A 20,315-nucleotide genomic window follows, 5' to 3' on the forward strand; every position below is an offset into this window, starting at 1 on the left:
AAGGGGGGGGGGAATGTCCACAACGATCCAGCAATCCGTTTCCAAGCTTCACCAGGCACTGACCGAATACATTGAAGCGACCTATCACATTGGCACCGAAGCGTTGGTCCATGCGCGCAAGCGCCTGCTCGATGAGCCGGGCAACATTCACCAAGTGCCTTTTCTGGAGTCAACGCCTCGCTACGTCTCGGATCGCACGTTCTCCCAGATCAGCGGCCTGCACCCTTCCGCCACGAGCCTACTGGAAGCACTCTCATCCGATGCGCAGGGGCATGCTCCATTACTGCACAACCCACCGTATTCCCACCAGGCCGAAGCGATTGAGGAATCAATCGTCAAGGGCAACAACCTGCTGATCATGACCGGCACCGGCTCGGGCAAGACCGAGTCCTTCCTGATGCCGGTTCTGTCGAAACTTGCGATTGAGGCGAGTTCGCGGCCCGATGCCTTCGCCGACTCAGCGGTTCGCGCCTTGCTGCTTTACCCGATGAACGCGCTGGTCAATGACCAACTCGGGCGCTTACGCTCAATGTTCAGTGACCCGCGCGTGACCCGGGCGTTCGCCGGCTGGGCTGGCCGCATTCCGCGGTTTGCCCGCTACACCAGCCGTACCCCGTACGCGGGCGTACGCGAAAAGAACAAGGACGACCGGCGGCTTAAGTCGCTCGAAGAGTTCTACGTCAGAATCGAACGCAAGGCCATGGAGACCGGCGAGGAGGCTGATCGCGCGCGCGCGCTGATGAGGCAGTTGCAGGGAAAGGGCAAATGGCCGGCCAAACCCAACCTTGCTACATGGCTCGGGGCCTCGGGTTCGCGATGGCAGGATCGCACCGGTGATTTCGTTCGTGCGATCGCACGCCCCGACGATAGCGAGTTGATCACTCGTCACGAGGTTCAGGCTGCTCCGCCGGACCTATTGGTCACCAACTACTCGATGCTCGAGTACATGCTGATGCGTCCGATCGAGCGCTCGATCTTCGATACCACTCGGGCATGGCTCGAACGCAACCCGACCGAAAGATTCCTGATCATCCTCGACGAGGCACACCTGTATCGCGGCGCCGGCGGCGCCGAGGTCGGCCTGTTGATCCGCCGGCTGACCGATCGCCTCGGCGTTTCCGCCGATCGCATCCAGACGATCTGCGCCACGGCGAGCTTCAGCGACAGTGAGTACGCTAAGAAATTCGGGGCGCAGTTGAGCGGCTGCGCCGAGGAGACGTTCAAGCCAGTCGAAGGTAACAAGCTGCTGGGCGCCGATGCCGCGACGGGAACATTGGCCGATGCCGAAGCGCTGGCAACCATCGCCGTGGCCCGCCTGCAGGAACTTGAGGATCCGAACGAACGGTCAGCGCTCATAGCCGCATTCCTGACATTTCGCGGCGTGGCATCCTCTGGGTCTATCGAGCAAGATCTGTATGCCGCTTTGCATGCATTCGGTCCATTGCAGTGGGTCATCAACAACACCATGGGCGATGCCAAGCGCCTTGCCGCCCTGCCTGCCCAGGTGTTTCCGGGAATCGACGCCGATTTGGCAGCTCATGCATTCTCCAACCTCTTGGCTTTGGGCAGCATGGCCAAGTCTGCGGGTGGCAACGGCCTGCTGCCCTGTCGCGTGCATGGGTTCTTCCGTGGCTTGCCTGGGCTGTGGGTCTGCATGGACCCCAATTGCACGGAGGTCGTGCCCGAGGAAAGGAATCCCCATTGCGGCAAGATGTACAGCCAGCCGATCAAGCACTGCGCCTGCGGCTCGACATGCCTGGAGTTTTACACCTGCCGTCACTGCGGCGCTCCTTATGCCCGCGCCTACACCGATGACGTCGAGGATCCACAATCGCTGTGGTCCGAGCCTGGCGCAAACATCGCGCTCAGCGACGGCGAGGCCGGGCAGTTGGAAGCGCTGGACCTGCTTCTGCAAGCGCCCCTAAAGGAGAACACTGTCGTTGCGGTTTCGTATGACGTGGAAACCGGCCGGCTGAACGCCTACGACAGCGGGGATCGCTCCCGGATCGTCTATCGCAGGTTGCTTAACGCCAAGGACTTGACCGACGAGGATGAGGAAGGCGGGCATGGCACGCTGGGGCAGTTCATCCCCTGCGGCATCTGCCGGGGCCGGGCTGGTGGCGGTAAGTCCTCGGTGCAGGATCACATGACCAAGGGCGACCAGCCCTTCCAGGCCCTCGTCGCTAGGCAGATCGATATTCAGCCGCCTGGGCCGAAGATCGACGACAATTTCGCGCCGCTTCGCGGCCGCAAGGTACTGGCGTTCTCGGACTCGCGCCAGGTCGCTGCTCGCCTCGCGCCAAACCTGCAGACCTATTCAATGCGCGATGCACTGCGGCCGCTTCTGGTCTGGGGCATGCAGCGTTTACAGCAGTCGCCCACACTCGCTCGTCAGGCCAGCTTGCAGGACGCCTATTTCGCAACACTGCTCGCCGCCCGCTGCCTCTCGGTTCGCTTGCGCCCTGAGTTGAAGTCCGGCGAATCCTTTGACCCCTACTTCAAAATCGGCGCGGTCATCGGCGGCAGCGGAGCAGTCGACGAAGAAACCCTAATCGAGCTCTACAACGACTACCACCCCGAACGCGCGCCAGACGCGCTTCTGGAGGAACTGCTGGGAGTCATTCAGGATCGATATATCGGACTGGACGCGATCGCACTGGGAACCTTGACGGTTCGGCCGGGCAAGAAAAAGGAGGATCTGCTGAGGAAGCTTCCTGATATCGCCGGATTCGCCACAACTGAGGCAGAGAAATTGTCGCTGGTAGGTTTTTGGCTACGGTGCTGGCGCCAGAAGAGTCGGAAAGGCCACATATGGTTCCAGGGAATGGATAACGATAAGTGGCAGACCGACGTGCTCGGGCAGAACGGCAAGTTCAAGGCTGTCGAAAAGCTGCTGTCGAACAAGGCGGCCAAGACGACCTTCAGCGAACACTGGCTGCCGGCTCTGCTGGAGGCATTTGCCGAGAGGGTCGGGCCGATGTACCGGCTGCACGCCAAGAATCTCTATCTCGAACTGGGTGGCACTTGGGTTCGCTGCGCGAATTGCGCCTCCGTTCACCGTCCGATCGCGAATACAGCGGCTTGCATCGATTGCGGCGAGAAGGAGACAGCGATCATCGATCCCTTCGTTGACCCGGTGTTCCGCGCGCGCAAGGCCTACTATCGCCGGGCTACGGAGCAAGTCCTGAGCGATGTCTCGAAGCGCCCATTGGCGCTAATCGCGGCCGAGCATACCGCACAGTTGAACTCCTCCGACCAAGAGGAAGCCTTCTCCAAGGCTGAACGCAACGAATTGCTGTTCCAGGACATCAACATCGCCTGGAAGGAACAGGGCGACTCGCCCGTCGCCATTGATATTCTGTCAAGCACGACGACGATGGAAGTTGGGATTGACATCGGCGCCCTGTCCGGCGTGGCGCTGCGCAACATGCCACCGGGCCGCGCCAACTACCAGCAGCGCGCCGGTCGTGCTGGCCGCCGCGGCACGGCCGTAGCGACAGTCGTCGCCTTCGGGAGTGTCGATAGCCACGACGAGCACTACTTCTCACACCCGGAGGAAATGATCTCGGGAAAGGTGGTCGACCCAATCCTCACTCTTGACAACCAGGACATTGCCAAGCGGCACATCCGCGCCTTCTTGCTGCAGTGCTACCACCAGGACCGCCTGCCCGAGTTTGATCCCGATCAGCCGAACGACTTATTCTCCGTGTTGGGTAAAGTGGGCGCATTCCGCGATGGCTCGGGTGTTCTCAATCGTGACGACCTAGCTTCCTGGCTTGAAGAAAATGAAGCCAAGATCAAGGAACGAGTTACCAAATGGCTTCCCGAACAGTTGACCGCGGACGGCATCGAAAGGCTCGTTGACGGCATGATCGGGGATTGCATCAAAGAGATTGACAAGGCGATCTCAAGCGGTCGCGAAATGAAGACCGACAAGAGTAAGAATGAAGGCAAAGGAGCCAGCACGCCAGAGCAGGATCCAGATGTCGAGCAAGAAAAGCCCCCCCGCGCCGACAGCGACAAGCTGCTCGACCGACTGCTCTACGAAGGCGTTCTACCCCGCTACGCTTTCCCCACTGACGTAGCGACCTTCCACATTTTCGATCGGGAGCGATCCAGCAAGTTCCAGCACCGCGACGAATATGCCCCATCCCAAGGCTTGCCGGTGGCGCTCTCCCAGTACGCGCCAGGCAAGCAGGTGTGGGTGGGTGGCAAGTGCTACGTTTCAGGCGCGATCTATTCGCGCTCCGTGCAGGAGCGCATCGCCGCGTGGGAGAACCGCGAGCGCTACTACGAGTGCTCCGTATGTCGTTTCGCCCGGACGGAAGCCAACAGCGACTCATCGGGCACGACCAGCCGATGCCCAGCGTGCGGCACCCAGGGCAGCTTCGAATTCAAGGGCGAATGGATGCGTCCGGTGGGTTTTGCCCACCCCATCGACATTGAGGAAGAAACCTCGCCTGATCGGGTGCCAGAAGTCAGCTACGCCACGCGAGCCAAGCTGACCACGAAGACACCCGGCGACGACCAGAAGTGGTTTGAGGTAAATCCACGGTTCAAGAGTGTGCCGTTCCGGGATCACCTGCTCGTATCAAATGTCGGACCAAAGGGCGATGGTTACCGGTACTGCACCCTATGCGGTCGCATCGAGGCCATGACCGAGCCACATTCGGTCGTCGGTGGCCCTCACCGCCGCCCTTTCCCAACAGATCTGGGCCAGGAAAACTGTCGAGGGCGTGGCGTGGAAAACGTCGTCCTTGGTGCAAAGTTCGTCACCGACATCGCTCTGTTTTCGCTGCGGGTCGATGCGCCGATGAATCTGAAGCCAGGCACCTACGCGAGCAACGTCGCCTTGCGGACCATAAGCGAGGCGCTTGCCCGGGCCGCGACAGAATTGCTGGGGATCGAGCCTGGCGAGATCCTCGCCGAGTTCCGGCCAGCGATGTCGGCGGACGCGAGTTCGGCTCTGTGCGCGGAGATCTTCCTGTACGACACACTCCCGGGCGGCGCCGGCTTCTCCAGCGCTATACCTACCAAGGCCGAAGAATTACTCAAGCGTGCCCGCAAGCTACTGGACAACTGCCCCGAGAAATGCGACTCGTCCTGTTATCGCTGCCTTCGTGCCTTCGGCAATCGGATCGAGCATCGCTCGCTAGACCGCCACGTCGGCATTGAACTTATCGATTATCTGCTGACTGGCGTCGTACCGGAAACCGAGACCACGCGCCTAGAAGCATCAACGGACTTGCTGTTCAAGGACCTTTCCCGGCTGCTTGGCGATAATTCAGAAATCGCATTTGAACGCGGTGCCGAAATAACGCTTGGCGATACAAAGTACATCTTACCGATCCTGTGCCACTTGAAGTCGAACGACGCCATGGTCGTGATCGGGCTAAGCAGCACCTTGAAAGATGGGTATGCGGCCGATGCGAATATACGGGCACTACATAACGCTAACAACGATATAGAAGTGATCGCCGTCAACGAACTGCTAGTGCGATCGAACCTGGCGGCGGCAACGAAATCAGTTTGCGTGCAACTCGGCTTTGACCGAAGCGGAGGTGCAGGTGAAGATGGAGTTTCCAATAGTCCTGAGGTCGCGACCTGGGGAGGAACATCGACATGGCAAGGAAGTTAGGGGCCTCCTGGAAAACTCGTTTTACTAAAATCCGGGCCCGATGCAATCAACAACTCATGGGGCATCTGCTGAGGACTTCAGGGGCTTTTCAGACCTCTTTTAAGGGGCAACCGTCTTCGTAGCTTGGCAATCAAGCCCACAACAGCTTCATGTCATCCAGCAAAATTAGCTCTGTGTACGAAAAAAACTCATGAGACGATGGAGGCTAAGCCAGTAATGCAGGGAACGGTCTAATGTAGGGCTATGCGTTGCGCCTAAGTGCCGTCAAGAATTTTTCCCAAAGGGATGGATCGAAGTCCTCTGAAAGCATTAAAGAAGCGGCAGATGGATTAATCTGCACAAGCTCCCGATACTTCTTCTGAAATGCAAATCCATCCTCCCTGTATCGCCTAAGTGAATCAGCAAGAGATCCAATTTGGTCTGTTCGGATTACCAAGCGAACAGCAGTACCTTCATATGAACATGGAAAATAAGATTTTCCGTCTTTAGCCTTGGTTAGGAGCATGCCACAGTCTCCACTTGCTATAAAGAAGTTGCCGCCATTTCTACATATTCGACTCGTCATATACAGACCGAAGCCTGAATTTGCCCATGGGCCATATTGTTTCCGGGCCCCCTTGAAAGCCCTACCGGAGACTGCCGGCATTAGTGCGTAGTTCAAAGCTGACCGATCACTGCCGACGTCCAAGTGAGGGTTTCTGGACAGAGTCTTTCGAAGGCCCACTCCTCGGTCAATAATCGCAACCTCAACTTTGTGCTTTGTTGGCCAGTACTGAGCGCATACTCCGATTTGCTTTGATTCACTATGTTCAACAACATTTCGCACTATTTCTCTCAGAGAGTAGGATAGAGTCTCAAATACGTCGCCACTATCAACCCCACACAACAATTTTGCCAGGTGCTTGCTTCTGGCTTCAACAATATTTCCAACTTCCGTATACTCATTGCTTGCTTCGTCCCGGAGCGAGTTACAGTCAATTATATTTATTGGCAAGTGTTGTGATCCGCCGTCCTTTTTCCCCGGTTTATGGGTAGACGGGTAGCCGAACGCCTCAAAGAATCCCATTCGACTCGCATAGCTCATCGACTCATGATTTACGCACTCAAACTTTTCCACCCTATTCCTAAGGGCTGCTCTTTGCAACTCGCTCGACACCATCAGTATCGCAAATGGCTCAACCAATCCGACTCCTTTGAAGTCTGCGCGTATAGAAGAGACATCCTTTACCTGCGCCAGATCAATGGACAATCTAAGAGCATTAGAAAGGTCAAGAATGCTCGGGATCTTTACTATTAGATTAGCCACTAGTAGCCCTCACAGTATTATGCTGAGACCTGTGGTTGAGAGCGAGAGTCGCGACGGAGGCTGATCGACATCAGCTTCCATGGGTGCGGAAAGTGATGGACCACCGCAATTCTGCCGTGGACGCCACAAAGTACGATCCCAACGCCTCGTAGGCCATCTTATAAATTGATCGCGGCGTCACGTCCAACTGCACGACCTTCAGTGTGACTGGATCGCCCGGAAATAGGCGGAACTCTATCGTGGCACTTCCAACCCAGCAACACACCCACGATGGTCTCGGAGTCTATCCTGCCTCATGATATAAATAGACTTGCTTTTGAGCAGCCGAGGCTGACGAAGCCGACTTTGGGGGTCGCGAGAGACATTGGGGCCTGGGTCCGGAGGGCCTGGGAGAAAAACAGCGCGCGGAGTATACCGGGCCGGGGCCGCCACCGCGGCGGCGGCCGGGTATGCGCCCGCTCACCCCGGCTTAGCCCGGGCAATGGATAATCGGCCGCTCCCCCACTCCACAGGACTCCCCGACATGGGCCATTGGACCACGCTCGACACCGCTCACGGCCAGGTTTCCGCCTGGCACGCTCTGCCCGAGGGCACGCCGCGCGGCGGCTTGGTGGTGATCCAGGAGATCTTCGGGGTGACCGACTACATCCGCCAGGTCGCCGACCGCTACGCCGCGCACGGCTACGAGGTGCTGGCGCCGGCGCTGTTCGATCCGGTGGAGAAGGACGCGCAACTGGCCTACGACCAGGACGGCGTGCGCAAGGGCCTGGAACTGGTCGGCGCGCTGGGCTTCGACCGCGCCCTGGACATCGTGCAGGCGGCCGCGCAGGCGCTGGCGCCGGCCGGCAAGGTCGGCACGCTGGGCTACTGCTGGGGCGGCAGCGTCGCGCTGCTGGCGGCGCTGCGCCTGGGCCTGCCCTCGGTGAGCTACTACGGCGGCCGCAACACCCAGTTCCTGGACGAGACGCCGAAGGCGCCGGTGCTGTTCCACTTCGGCGCGCAGGACGGCAGCATCCCGGCCGAGTCGATCCAGCAGCACCGCGAGAAGCTGCCGCAGATGCAGACCTTCGTGTACCCGGCCGGGCACGGCTTCGACCGCCACGTCGATCCGAACCACTACGACGCCGACAGCGCCGAGCTGGCCCGCGAGCGCAGCCTGGCGTTCCTGGCCGAGCACCTGGGCTGAGCCGCGGCATGGCCGAGTTCGTCCTGGACCCGCGGCTGCAGGCCGACAGCGCGTTCGTCGCCGACGGGCCGCTGTCGCAGGTGCGGCTGATGGATGACGCACGTTTCCCATGGCTGCTGCTGGTGCCGCGGGTGGCCGAGGCCAGCGAATGGATCGACCTGGACGGCGGCCAGCAGCGCCTGTTGCTGGCCGAGATCAACCAGCTCTCGCACCTGCTGCGGCAGGAACCGGGCGTGCACAAGCTCAACATCGGCGCGCTGGGCAACGTGGTGCGGCAGTTGCACGTGCACGTACTGGGGCGGCATCCCGGCGATGCCGCCTGGCCTGGCCCGGTGTGGGGCAACGGCGCGGCGCAGCGGCTGCCGGCCGCCGAACTGCAGGCGCGTGTTGCGACCTGGCGCCAGCGGCTACGATAGGCGCCCTTTTTACGGAAGCCGCGCCTCCATGAAATCCAATGTGATCGCCGCCATCGTGCTGATCCTGATCGGCCTGGTGTTCCTGGCCAACAACCTGGGCTGGACCAACCTGAGCCTGGGCCGGCTGATCGCCACCTGGTGGCCGGCGATCCTGGTCGCGGTCGGCGTCGGCATGCTGTTCGGGCGCGGCAAGTAGCGAAGGCGGGGATTGGGGATTCGGGAGTGGGGATTCGCCAAGGCGGTTCCCCACTCCAGCCGCTTGCCGCGCGAGCGGCACGGGGGACGCCCCCTCGCTTGGTGCAAGCAGGCGCTGGCGCGGGCCATCGTCGCTAGCGGCAGCAGCCGAGCTTGGCCAGTTACATCAGCGCGCCGCGGCGCGGGGCATCCGTGACACAGCCCGACTCTAGCCAATGAACGCGACCACCGGCAGAAACGTCGCCAGCCAGATCACGCCATCGAAAGGTCAGGTCCTGGGCAGGGTCACGCCGGTCTGGCCCTGGTACTTGCCGCCGCGGTCCTTGTAGCTGGTCTCGCAGATGTCGTCGGCATCGGACTGGAAGAACAGCATCTGCGCCACGCCTTCGTTGGCGTAGATGCGCGCCGGCAGCGGCGTGGTGTTGCTGAACTCCAGGGTCACGTGGCCTTCCCACTCCGGCTCCAGCGGGGTGACGTTGACGATGATGCCGCAGCGCGCGTAGGTGCTCTTGCCCAGGCACACCACCAGGGTGTCGCGCGGGATGCGGAAGAATTCCACCGTGCGCGCCAGCGCGAAGCTGTTGGGCGGGATGATGCATTCGTCGGCCTCGATGTCCACGAAGCTCTTGGGATCGAAGTGCTTGGGGTCGACGATGGTCGAGTTGATGTTGGTGAACACCTTGAACTCGCGCGAGCAGCGCACGTCGTAGCCGTAGCTGGAGGTGCCGTAGCTGACGATGCGCTGGCCGTCGACCTGCTTGACCTGGCCCGGTTCGTAGGGCGCGATCATGCCGTGCTGTTCGGACATGCGGCGGATCCAGCGGTCGCTCTTGATGCTCATGGGGGTTCCTGATGCCGGTGGCGGCGGCCGCAGCCTGCGCGCCGGGAACGCGGCCGGCGGAAGGGGCCGGCCGCAATGACCGGCGATTCTAGCCGGTCGTGGGGCGTTCGCGGCAGACGCCGCGCGCCGCTCAGCGCAGCGCGGCGGAGATCGGGATCGCCGCGCGCGGCCGCTTGCGCAGTTCCTCGGTCAGGCGCTGCGCGGTGGCCAGGTAGGCCTGCGCGGCGGCCGATTCCGGAGCGGCGGCCACGATCGGCGTGCCGGCATCGCCCTGCTCGCGGATCGCGATCGCCAGCGGCAGCGAGCCCAGCAGCGGCACGCCGTACTGCTGCGCCATGCGCTGGCCGCCGCCCTCGCCGAACAGATGCTCGACATGGCCGCACTGGCTGCAGGTATGCACCGCCATGTTCTCGACGATGCCCAGCACCGGCACCTCGACCTTCTCGAACATCTTCAGCGCCTTCTTCGCGTCCAGCGTGGCGATGTCCTGCGGGGTGGTGACGATCACCGCGCCGGCCACCGGGATCTTCTGCGCCAGGGTCAGCTGGATGTCGCCGGTGCCGGGCGGCAGGTCGATCAGCAGGTAGTCCAGGTCGTCCCACAGGGTGTCGGCGAACAACTGGGTGAGGGCCGAGGTCGCCATCGGGCCGCGCCAGATCATCGGCGTGTCCTGGTCCACCAGCAACCCGATCGACATGGCCTCGATGCCGAAGGCGCGCATCGGCTCGATGCTCTTGTCGTCCGGGCTGTCCGGGCGCCCGCTCAGGCCGAGCATGGCCGGCACGCTGGGGCCGTACACGTCGGCGTCCAGCACGCCGACGCGCGCGCCCTGGCGCTGCAGGGCCAGCGCCAGGTTCACGGCGGTGGTGGACTTGCCCACCCCGCCCTTGCCGGAGCCGACGGCGATGACGTTGCGGATGCGTGGGTGCGGGGCAAGCTTGGGCTGGACGGCGTGGGCGGGGAGACGCGGGCGTTCGGTCATCGGGAAACTCAACAGGAAGCGTCGGCAGCGCACGCCAGGCGTGCGCAGGACGAAAGGAACCATGGACCGCGACGGGGGCGCCGCCGGGAGCGGCAGCATCGCGGGCCGCACAGACACATGACTATACAAGTGTGCCGGTGCGCGGTCCCGCGCCGCCGCCGGCGCGACCGCGGGCAAAGTTGCGCAAATGGCGCCCGCGCACGGCGGCGGCGCGCCGTTCGCCCGCCTCGCGCATCGACGCCGGCGCCGTCCCGCACAGGCGCCAGGATCAACCCACGCCACGCCGTCGGCAAAACCGTCCGCGCTCCCCGCCCCACGATGACGCATTTGACTCACCGAAATGGTGCGTCGGCGATCGGGCGGAATGACTGGCAACCCCGACGCCGTCCAGTCGACGCAGGCCCTCCGGAGCGCAAGCCGAGGCGCCAGCGCCGCGTTCATAAACCTGTACAAACAATGCCCTGCGATGGTGCAAAGCAACGCGCAACTTGTCTACATCGGCGTCGGGAGCCAGCATTTGCCGACGTTCCCCGCCTGATCGCGGCACTTTTCGCCTGTAGACGAAAAAAGTGATCCCCATGTACAAACGGCGTTAAGTCCGTGTTACGTTTGGGTTGATCGCAGGATGCGATCCCACTTTCAAGGCACATGTCGCGGCACGAGGCCCCTCGCCTTATCGATTGATTTTCGGGGACACAGAAAGATGACTGCTCGTCATACTCCTAGTTTCAAGCACAGCCACCTGAGTGCCGCACTGGCCTCCGCCATGCTTGTTCCGGCCGCGTTTGCCGCCTTCGCGCAGGACGCCACGACCGACGGCAAGACCGACAAGGCGACGGATCTGGAAAAGATCACCGTCACCGGTTCGCTGATCCCCCAGACCGAGATCGAGACCGCCACCCCGGTCACCACGATCAGCGCCGAAGAGATCAAGGCGCGCGGCTTCAGCACCGTCGCCGACGTGCTGCAGAAGAGCTCGTTCGCCACCGGCGGCGTGCAGGGCGGGCAGAGCTCGGGCACCTTCACCCAGGGCGCGAAGACGGTGAGCCTGTTCGGCCTGCCGCCGGGTTACGTGAAGTACCTGATCGACGGCCGCCCGATGTCGAACTACCCGGCGCTGTACAACGGCAGCGACACCTTCAACAACATCAGCGGCATTCCGATCGACCTGGTCGACCGCATCGAAATCCTGCCGGGCGGCCAGTCGTCGCTGTACGGCTCCGACGCCATCGCCGGCGTGATCAACGTCATCCTCAAGAAGAAGATGGACGGCGCGGTGTTCAGCATCCGCGGCGGCGGCTATTCCGAGGGCGGCGGCAGCAACTTCCGCGCGACCTTCGCCGACGGCTGGACCTCGGCCGACGGCCGCACCAGCATCCTGGGCGGTCTGCAGTACGAAGAAAAGGATCCGATCTGGGCCTATCAGCGCGACCAGACCAAGCAGTTCAACACCCAGGGCTACACCCGTCAGCTGCCGAGCCGCGACTTCCTGGTCTACAGCCCGTTCACCAGCTACAAGTTCCTGGACCCGAACAACTGCAACAACCTGACCGGCCTGTTCGGCGGCACCATCGCCAAGCAGCAGCGCCCGGGCTTCGGCGACACCTACTACTGCGGCTCCAAGTACACCCCGGGCTACCGCACCCTGGACAGCGGCACCAAGTCGCTGCAGGCCTACCTGCACGGCACCCACGACCTCAACGACAACGTGCAGCTGTACGGCGACGTGCTCTACAGCCACGACGAGGTCAAGTACCACTCCGGTTCCAACTACCTGTGGTGGGGCACCGGCGCCGACTTCGGCTACTACTACGATCCGAAGCTGGACGACCTGGTCAACCTGCAGCGCTCGTTCGCGCCCGAGGAAATGGGCATCAACGGCATCAAGGACACGATGAGCCGCGACAAGAGCGACTCGGTGCGCGTGACCTTCGGCGCCCAGGGTCAGCTCGGCCAGTCGAACTGGGACTACGACGCCGGCGTCACCTACACCCAGTACAAGCTGCAGGAGCAGAACTTCGTCCGCTTCAAGAATGCCGTGGACCAGTTCTTCATCAACAAGGTGCTGGGTCCGCAGCTCGGCCTGGATCCGTACTACGACACCTACCCGGTCTACTCGCCGAACTACGCCGCGTTCTACTCGCCGATCACCCAGCAGGAGTTCGCCAGCTTCACCGGCCATGCCACCAACAAGAGCAAGACCTCCGACGGCATGATTCGCGTGCAGGCCACCAACGGCAAGCTGTTCAGCCTGCCCGGCGGCGACGCCGGCCTGGCCGTGGTCGGCGAGTACGGCAAGCAGAAGTGGGACTACGATCCGGCGCCGGCGATCCTCAACGGCGAAGTCTGGGGCCTGACCTCGGTGGCCGGCGGCGGCCAGCGTGATCGCTACGCGCTGACCTCGGAACTGCGCATGCCGGTGTTCGACCCGCTGACCATCACCCTGGCCGGCCGCTACGATGCGTTCAAGGCCAGTGGCCGCACCATCGACAAGCCGACGTACAGCATCTCGCTGGAGTACCGTCCGTTCGAGACCCTGCTGCTGCGCGGCAAGTACGGCACCGCGTTCCGCGCGCCGACCCTGTCCGACCTGTACCAGGGCAAGAGCGGCTACTACAACAGCGTCATCGACTACTACCAGTGCGCGCGGCGCGGCTACCTGCCGGGCAATACCGACAACTGCCCGGCCGCCTACTCCAGCCGCCAGTTCTTCGGTACGCAGTCTGGCAACCTGGACCTGAAGCCGATCAACGCCGATGTGTGGAGCGCGGGCTTCGTGTGGTCGCCGGTGGACCGCATGGCGCTGACCGTCGACTACCTCAACTGGGACATCAGCGATGAGGTCACCCAGCAGAGCGCCAATGGTCTGAGCCTGCAGGATTACCGCTGCCGCGCCGGCATCGACGATGCCAACTCGGCGCTGTGCCAGGCCACGTTCTCCCAGGTCACGCGCAACGCCGCAGGCCAGATCACCAGCATCTACACGCCGAAGGTCAACGTCTCCAACCAGAAGCTGGAAGCGGTCACCGCCTCGTTCCGCTATGGCTACGACTTCGGCCGCTGGGGCGACCTGAGCACCATCGCCAGCTACAGCGAGAACCTGCGCCACAAGTACGTGCGCTACACGGGCGACAAGCCGGTGGACCTGCTGAACGATCCGTACTGGAGCACCGATCCGAAGCGCAAGGCCGACGCGTCGCTGACCTGGGACATCGGCAAGTTCTCGACCACCTGGTACGCGAACTGGTTCGACAAGACCCCGAACTACGCCGCCACGATCAGCGCCAATGGCTACGCGGCCCCGCGCGCCGGCAAGCTGCCGTCGCACATCACCCACAACGCCAGCGTGACCTACAAGGCGTTCGAGGGCATGGAGCTGTCGCTGATGGTGACCAACGTGTTCAACAAGATGCCGCCGTTCGACGCGTCCTACCCGGGCAGCGCGCAGTGGGCGTACAACGAATACAACTTCGATGTGTACGGCCGTGCGTACTACCTGGAAATGCGTTACTCGTTCGGCAAGTAAGAACGAACGCAGGCAGTCACGGAGCCCACCCGCAAGGGTGGGCTTTTTTTTGCCTCGCACTCGCGGCCCGCTCGCCCATGCTGGCAAGCGCGGGATCCGGCCAGCCTGCGCCCAGCCAGGCTCGCGCGATTTGCGCATGACAGCGTTCCGGCACCATGGCCACTGACGCGGGCAGCCCATGCCGTAATCGCGCTCAGCGCATCCGTCGTCGCCGAGGCGTTCATCCTCGTCGCGCATCCGCTGCCGCACTACGTCCCAGGGAGATGCCCAACATGCCGCGTCGCGACTTCGATCCCGCCACCTTCGCCGCGGATGGGCGGCCGGCGACAGCGGATGGGCGGCCGGCGACACAGGCACGGCTGTTCGACCCGGATACGCCACCGCCCTGGCACGGCGCCGTCACCGTGCTGACCTACGGCCCCGAGGCGATCGGCGACGGCCCGCCGCGCCATGTCCATCCGTACGACGAGACCTTCGTGGTACTGGTCGGGCGCGCGCGGTTCTTCGTCGGCGACAGCACGCTCGAGGCAGCGGCCGGAGACGTGGTCTTCGGTCCCGCCGGCGTGCCGCACCGGTTCGAGAACCGGGGGCCGGGCCGCCTGCAGACGATGGACACTCATCACTCGCCGACCTGGATCCAGACCGACCTGGACTAGGCGAAGCCAGTCACGCGCAGTGCGGCAACGTCGCCGCACTCGGGAACGCAACGCAAGCAAGCACGTCGCGCTCCCCGCCTCGCACCACGCCCGAAACACGCGCAAGGGCGCGCGCCGGACACGGCAGCGACCGGTAACGGATAGCGACCGGCCGCGTGGCCGGTCCGCCAGTTACGGATAGAACCCCGCCAACAACGCCTTCAGCTCGTGCAGATCCTCGCCGTAGCGCTGCCAGCGCCCCATGTAGGAACGCGTCATCGACGTACGCACCTGTACCACGCTGGCGGTGGCCACCGGCGCCTGGTTGCGCTCGAAGCTTAGGCACGCGTCGTCCCAGGGCAGGCCGCAGAAGTCGAGCAGGCGGCGCGTGGTCGGCTCCTGCGCGGTCACCAGGTCCTCGTAGTCGAGCTGCAGGATGCGCTGCGGCAGCACAGCGTTCCAGTGCGCCATCAGCCGGTCGAACAGCAGGAAGTAGCGGCCGACGTCCATCAGGTCGAAGGAATAGTCGTAGTACGGCGAGGACAACGCGAACAGCTGGCGGAAGTTGCTCAGGCAGGTGTCCATCGGATCGCGCCGCAGGCACACGATCTTCGCCTTCGGCAGGGCGCGTGCGATGTGGCCGGCATAGAGGAAATTGTGCGGCAGCTTGTCCACGAAGCGCGGCTTCAGCGCGGTGCCAGGGCGCGTGGATTCGACGTAGGCGCGGCCGAGCGCCCGCCAGTCCAGCCCCTGCACCTGGCTGAGCGTCGCCTCATCGAGGATCTCCGGCGACCGCGTGCCGGTCAGGCGCTTGAGCGCCACCGAGAAGTTCTGCAATTCCCCCGCCGAATGCACCTGCGGATGGCTGGACAGGATCCGGTCCACCAGCGTGGTGCCGCTGCGCGGCATGCCGATCACGAAGATCGGCTCCTCGCTCTCGAAGCCCGCCACCGGCGCGTCGTCGGCGCGGAAGGTGCGCTGCAGGGCATCGAACAGGCGCGCATCGCGCTCGGAGGTGTAGCCGCGCGCACGCTTGTGCACCGACTTGCCCTGCACATAGCCGCGAAAGGCCGCGCGGTAGTCGCCGAGGTCCTCGTGCTCCTTGGCCAGCGCCAGGTTCAGGTACAGCACCGCGTCCGGATCGTCGCCGGCCGACGCCAGCGCGGCGTCGAGCAGCGCCAGGTTGTTGTCCTCCGGCGTCCACTTGCGCAATTGCGACAGCGACAGATACACCTTCCAGTAACGCGGCTCCAGCGCCAGGCAGGCGCGGTATTCGGCCTCGGCCTCCTGCAGCCTTCCGGAGAACAGCAGCGAGGTGCCCAGGTTGTAGCGGAAGCCGGCCTGCTGCGGCGCCGCCTGCACCGCGCGCGCGAACGCCTGCAGCGACGCGGCATGTTCGTTGACCTGGCTGTAGACCACGCCCAGCGTGTCCAGGGTGTGCGCATCACTGGGCTGCAGCGCCATGGCATGATCGGCGAAACGGCGCGCCTCCTGCAGGAACCGGCCCATCGCCAGCACCCGCGCCAGTTGCGCCGCGTAGTCGGCGCGCTCGGGATTCAGGGTCGCGGCCTGGTGCAGGTGCATGGCCGCGGCCTGCATCTGCTGCTGCTCCAGCGCCGCCACGCCGGCGACGAAATGCACTCCCGGATGCTGCGGCAAGGCCTGCAGCAGATGCTGCGCGATCCGTTGCGCCTGCGCCCATTCGCTGCGGTTGAGCGCGGCGATGGCCTGGTTGTAGAGCTGAACCTGTTCGCTCATGGATGCGCCCGATCTCCCCTGGAAGGCTGGCCGCGGCGGCATGCGGGCACGCGCGGCGGTCTCCGATTATGACCGCAGCGCGGCATGCGCGCGCGCCGACCACGCATCCGACGAAAGCGGCCGTCCCTGAACTGCGTGGCGACAGGTTTTTTTCCCTCCCCGGTCCCGCACAGCAACGCCATCGCGCATCGTCGGCGGGCAGGCCCGGTCACGTCGCCGCCGACATGGCGTTGTACGTTCCCCACAGCGTCCCAAGGCGCCCTGTCCCCCGGCAACGCCTCGGCAGGTCGCGGGCGCCGCGAAGCATGCTGTTCAATCTGCCGCAAGTGCTTGAGGCACTATCCAAGGCGATGTCATAGAAGTGCCCGCTGGTGACGCTGCTGCTTCCCTGGCCCGCACCTGCCTGTGGCCGTCGCCGCGCTCCCAGGCCGGCATCCTGGAGACGGTGCAGGCCCCCAGCACGGCGCACCTGGCTTCGGCATTGGACATTCGCGCGTGGACCTCGCATCCCGCCGGGCAAGATGCAGGACTACGGACGTGTCGCACAGACCGGCCGTTCGGCTCCGGCATGCCTGCGCGCAAGCCTGACGATGCAGGAACCCGAGTCGGGTTGACGTCGACCAGCCCGGGGAATTCGCAGCGATGCCACCATTTTGGTCGATCGATGACGCGTCCACGACGCGACCGGCACACGACCGAACCCAGCAACCGTCTATCTGCCAAGAGCAGAATGCTGGCAAGATGAGGTCACATGGGAGAAACGACGGCATGCGACAGCCGGGACGAAACCAGGACGAGACCGTCCGCACATAGCTAAAGGTTCCTATGGTATCGATCCATGTGGGCGGCGAGGACAAGACCGCGAAGATCAGCGACTGGGCGATTTATTGGAGCAATAAGTACAATGCCCTGCACCTGACGTGTTACTACCCCTCCGGGAAGACCTACACGCGCCCGCTTGGCGACTGCCGCGTTTCTCCCACCCGCGAGCTGGGCGAGATGCTGTTGACCAAGCCAGGCAGCACGCTTGTCACTCCGATCGCCAAGGCGACCGTCTACGGCGAACGGTATGCCGTCGTGCATTATCCGGACAACGAAAAGCCTTACGTCTTCAAGATGGACGGCATTGGCTTGATCGCGCCGACGAACATGCGGGAGTTGCCTGTCTTCCGCTATTTCATCGACGTGGCGAAGGCACGGCACGAACGCGCGAAATCTGAGACCGAGCGTCATATCGCTGAAAATGTCGTGTCCCAGCTGGGGAAACTTCCCGCCAGTGCCGCCACCGCCCTGCAGGCGTACTGCACCGGGTGCAATGGCACGCAATCCCCAGGCCGGGGGCTGATCTATCCGTTCGGCCTGAACGAAAGCCAGCTCGCGGCGGTCGAGCAGGCGTTCCGAGCGCAGGTCAGCGTCATCGAAGGCCCGCCAGGGACCGGCAAGACCCAGACCATCCTCAACATCCTGGCCAATATCCTGCTGCGCGGACAGACGGTGGCGGTGCTTTCCAACAACAATGCGGCGGTGGAAAACATCTATGAGAAACTCGAGAAATGCGGCTTGAGCCATCTGGTCGCCAGACTCGGCAACCAGCACAACCGCCGTGATTTCTTCGCCGATCTGGCGCCGTGGCCATCCAGCGAACCCGAGTCCGAGTCCGAGCCAAGTCTGGAGGAGATTCAGGCCCTGCTGGCCAGCGTCCAGCGACAACTGCACGACCATAACCGTGCCGCGCAATTGCAAACCGAACTCGACGAGCTGACCATCGAGCGACACTACCTGCAGCAATGGCAGGCCGACAATGGCGTACAGGCCGGCGCTGCGCTCGACCGGTATGGACTGACTCCGCGCGAGACGACGGACCTGATGGCCTACCTGGCCCATCTCGGCGAGCGGCGCATTCGTCTGAAGGACCGCGTCGAGCTGCTGTTCAATTTCGGAATCCTCCGCACCAAACCATTCGCCCAGGGCGATGCGCGGCTGTCCGCGTTCCATGCACTACAGATGCACTACTACAACAAGGCACTGCAGGACAAAGCGGGAGAATTGCAGAGCTGCCGCGACGCGTTGGCACGGGGGAATTTCGAGGCCTTGCTGGATGAATTGAAAACCGCCTCGATGCGCCACCTTAAGCGGCATCTGCAACGGCTGCCACCGCCATCGGACAGCTTCGATGCCGGCACGTACCAACAGCATTTCGATGCCTTCTTGAAGCGTTTTCCGATCCTGGGCAGCGGCACGCACTCCATCGTAAATTCGATCGCGCCGGGAGCGATCCTCGATTTCGTGATCATCGACGAGGCGTCGCTGCAGGACATCGTGCCTGGCGTCTTGCCACTGGGCTGCGCGAAGAATCTGATTGTGGTCGGCGACAGCCGCCAGTTGGCGCACATTCCGGTGGCGCTCGGCCTGCCGGCGCCCGCCGAGGCCTACGACTGCGAGCGCTACAGCCTGCTCGATTCGTGCATCGGCGTATTCCAGGACGCACTGCCCAGGACCCTGCTGAAAGAGCATTACCGTTGCCACCCGAGGATTATCCAGTTCTGTAATCAGCAGTTCTACGACAACGCCCTGGTGCCGATGACCCAGGACACCGGCGAAGCGCCCATGCGCCTGGTGGTGACCGCCAGGGGCAACCACGCTCGCCAGAACACCAATCTGCGGGAACTGGACTCCCTGCTCAAACTGCTCGACACCGAGGGCGACCCCATCGGGATGGACGGCGACGGCCGTGGCTTCATCGCTCCGTTCCGGGCGCAGGTCGACCTTTCCGACAAGCACCTGCCTGCGGATTTCGTCAAAGACACGGTGCACAAGTTTCAGGGCCGGGAATGCGAGGAAATCGTTTTCTCGACCGTGCTGGACAAGAAGCGCTACAACCAGCAACGCGAACGGCTGAACTTCGTCGACGACCCGCGCATGATCAATGTGGCGGTGTCGCGAGCCAAGCACCGCTTCACGCTGGTGACCGGCGACGAGGTGTTCGCCGGCAATAACGGCCACATCGCCGCGCTGATGCGCTACATCGCCTATTACGTACAGGACGCGCAGATCGTGCGGGCACCGGTGGTATCGGCCTTCGACCTGCTTTACCGCGAGTACGACCAGTCGTTGGCGCGGTTGAACACCCGCTTGCGGCCTGAGGATTCGCGCTACAGATCCGAGCAGATCGTCGCACAGTTGCTGCGGGAGGCATTGTCCGCCCCGACATGCAGGGCCTTGTCGTACCACGGCCAGATCAGGCTGGATCAGGTCGCATCGCCGCGCAACCCGGATTTGACGGAACGCGAACGTGCCTTCATGACGCGCGCCAGCTGCGATTTCGTCCTCTATTTCCGGGTGGGAAAAATCCCGGCGGGGGTGATCGAGGTCGATGGCGGCTATCACGATCGTCCCGATCAGGCCGAACGGGATGCCCTGAAGAACGCCATCCTGGCCAAAAGCGGCATCCCTCTCCTGCGCCTGCGTACCGTCCAGAGCGGCATCGAAGAGAAGATCGCCACGTTCGTCGCCCGATGGGCGAGCCCGGCGCCTGAAGCGCCCCCGCAACGCGATGTCCCTGCTCCGGTCGAGCCGGAGGCCTCCGGCTGATGCACGCATTGCGCGCACCCACGCCGCTCCGCGATCTTCCTCCAGCACACCGCGCCAAGCCATGGTAAACCGAGGCAAGGAACCCAGCCGCTTGCATCCCGATTGGTTTGCGAAAAGCGGAAGCGTCGGCCTTGCAGTTCTGCCGCTACTGCGGCACGCGCATTCTTGCGCTACACATAAACGCCGGCCGAAGCGCCTGGACCACGCAGGAATTACTCTCGCACGCACAGCCGATGTTGCG

At 63.3% G+C, this 20,315-nt stretch carries 11 protein-coding genes; 7 read left to right on the forward strand and 4 right to left on the reverse strand.

What is annotated here, in order from left to right; genetic code table 11:
* Positions 1-13: 13 nt before the first annotated feature.
* Positions 14-5,638: a DEAD/DEAH box helicase gene (locus tag NKJ47_RS14610; RefSeq protein ID WP_254458566.1), complete on the forward strand. Its 5,625-nt coding sequence runs from the start codon at positions 14-16 to the stop codon at positions 5,636-5,638.
* 241 nt (positions 5,639-5,879) lie between these two features.
* On the opposite strand, the gene NKJ47_RS14615 is transcribed toward NKJ47_RS14610, so the two are convergent.
* A complete protein-coding gene (locus NKJ47_RS14615) occupies positions 5,880-6,887 on the reverse strand; it encodes a hypothetical protein (RefSeq protein ID WP_254458567.1) in 1,008 nt (335 codons plus the stop codon).
* A 580-nt stretch (positions 6,888-7,467) separates the two neighbouring features.
* Here NKJ47_RS14615 and NKJ47_RS14620 point away from each other — a divergent pair.
* From NKJ47_RS14620 to NKJ47_RS14630, 3 genes are read left to right on the forward strand one after another with little or no spacing between them, the layout of a single operon-like run.
* A complete protein-coding gene (locus tag NKJ47_RS14620) occupies positions 7,468-8,130 on the forward strand; it encodes a dienelactone hydrolase family protein (RefSeq protein WP_184643726.1) in 663 nt (220 codons plus the stop codon).
* A gap of 8 nt (positions 8,131-8,138) precedes the next feature.
* A complete protein-coding gene (locus tag NKJ47_RS14625) occupies positions 8,139-8,546 on the forward strand; it encodes an HIT domain-containing protein (RefSeq protein ID WP_254458568.1) in 408 nt (135 codons plus the stop codon).
* Between the two features lie 28 nt (positions 8,547-8,574).
* Positions 8,575-8,742 carry a LiaI-LiaF-like domain-containing protein gene (locus NKJ47_RS14630; protein WP_254458569.1) on the forward strand — a complete coding sequence of 56 codons (168 nt, stop codon included), beginning with the start codon at positions 8,575-8,577 and terminating at the stop codon, positions 8,740-8,742.
* A gap of 267 nt (positions 8,743-9,009) precedes the next feature.
* Here NKJ47_RS14630 and dcd read toward each other — a convergent pair whose 3' ends face one another.
* Positions 9,010-9,582, reverse strand: a complete 573-nt coding sequence (gene dcd / locus NKJ47_RS14635; protein WP_254458570.1) for a dCTP deaminase — start codon at positions 9,580-9,582, stop codon at positions 9,010-9,012.
* Between the two features lie 130 nt (positions 9,583-9,712).
* Positions 9,713-10,564 carry an iron-sulfur cluster carrier protein ApbC gene (gene apbC / locus NKJ47_RS14640; RefSeq protein WP_254461437.1) on the reverse strand — a complete coding sequence of 284 codons (852 nt, stop codon included), beginning with the start codon at positions 10,562-10,564 and terminating at the stop codon, positions 9,713-9,715.
* Between the two features lie 766 nt (positions 10,565-11,330).
* On the opposite strand from apbC, the gene NKJ47_RS14645 reads away from it, so the two are divergent.
* Together NKJ47_RS14645 and NKJ47_RS14650 are read left to right on the forward strand one after the other, a co-directional pair.
* On the forward strand, positions 11,331-14,090 hold the full coding sequence (locus NKJ47_RS14645; RefSeq protein ID WP_254458571.1) for a TonB-dependent receptor plug domain-containing protein: 2,760 nt from the start codon (positions 11,331-11,333) through the stop codon (positions 14,088-14,090).
* 272 nt (positions 14,091-14,362) lie between these two features.
* On the forward strand, positions 14,363-14,746 hold the full coding sequence (locus NKJ47_RS14650; protein ID WP_254458572.1) for a cupin domain-containing protein: 384 nt from the start codon (positions 14,363-14,365) through the stop codon (positions 14,744-14,746).
* Positions 14,747-14,917: 171 nt separating this feature from the next.
* On the opposite strand, the gene NKJ47_RS14655 is transcribed toward NKJ47_RS14650, so the two are convergent.
* On the reverse strand, positions 14,918-16,483 hold the full coding sequence (locus NKJ47_RS14655) for a tetratricopeptide repeat-containing sulfotransferase family protein (protein ID WP_254458573.1): 1,566 nt from the start codon (positions 16,481-16,483) through the stop codon (positions 14,918-14,920).
* 825 nt (positions 16,484-17,308) lie between these two features.
* Here NKJ47_RS14655 and NKJ47_RS14660 point away from each other — a divergent pair.
* Positions 17,309-20,074 (forward strand): AAA domain-containing protein, encoded by a 2,766-nt coding sequence (locus NKJ47_RS14660; RefSeq protein ID WP_254458574.1) that lies wholly within the window; start codon positions 17,309-17,311, stop codon positions 20,072-20,074.
* Positions 20,075-20,315 lie beyond the last annotated feature (241 nt).

Source organism: Xanthomonas sacchari (genome assembly GCF_024266585.1).
GTDB lineage: Bacteria > Pseudomonadota > Gammaproteobacteria > Xanthomonadales > Xanthomonadaceae > Xanthomonas_A > Xanthomonas_A sacchari_C.

Coding starts and splice junctions, on each gene's coding strand:
- NKJ47_RS14655 (WP_254458573.1), bottom strand. CDS start 16,483: ATGAGCGAACAGGTTCAGCTCTACAACCAGGCCATCGCCGCGCTCAAC.
- apbC (WP_254461437.1), bottom strand. CDS start 10,564: ATGACCGAACGCCCGCGTCTCCCCGCCCACGCCGTCCAGCCCAAGCTT.
- NKJ47_RS14650 (WP_254458572.1), top strand. CDS start 14,363: ATGCCGCGTCGCGACTTCGATCCCGCCACCTTCGCCGCGGATGGGCGG.
- NKJ47_RS14625 (WP_254458568.1), top strand. CDS start 8,139: ATGGCCGAGTTCGTCCTGGACCCGCGGCTGCAGGCCGACAGCGCGTTC.
- NKJ47_RS14630 (WP_254458569.1), top strand. CDS start 8,575: ATGAAATCCAATGTGATCGCCGCCATCGTGCTGATCCTGATCGGCCTG.
- NKJ47_RS14660 (WP_254458574.1), top strand. CDS start 17,309: ATGGTATCGATCCATGTGGGCGGCGAGGACAAGACCGCGAAGATCAGC.
- NKJ47_RS14620 (WP_184643726.1), top strand. CDS start 7,468: ATGGGCCATTGGACCACGCTCGACACCGCTCACGGCCAGGTTTCCGCC.
- NKJ47_RS14610 (WP_254458566.1), top strand. CDS start 14: ATGTCCACAACGATCCAGCAATCCGTTTCCAAGCTTCACCAGGCACTG.
- NKJ47_RS14645 (WP_254458571.1), top strand. CDS start 11,331: ATGCTTGTTCCGGCCGCGTTTGCCGCCTTCGCGCAGGACGCCACGACC.
- dcd (WP_254458570.1), bottom strand. CDS start 9,582: ATGAGCATCAAGAGCGACCGCTGGATCCGCCGCATGTCCGAACAGCAC.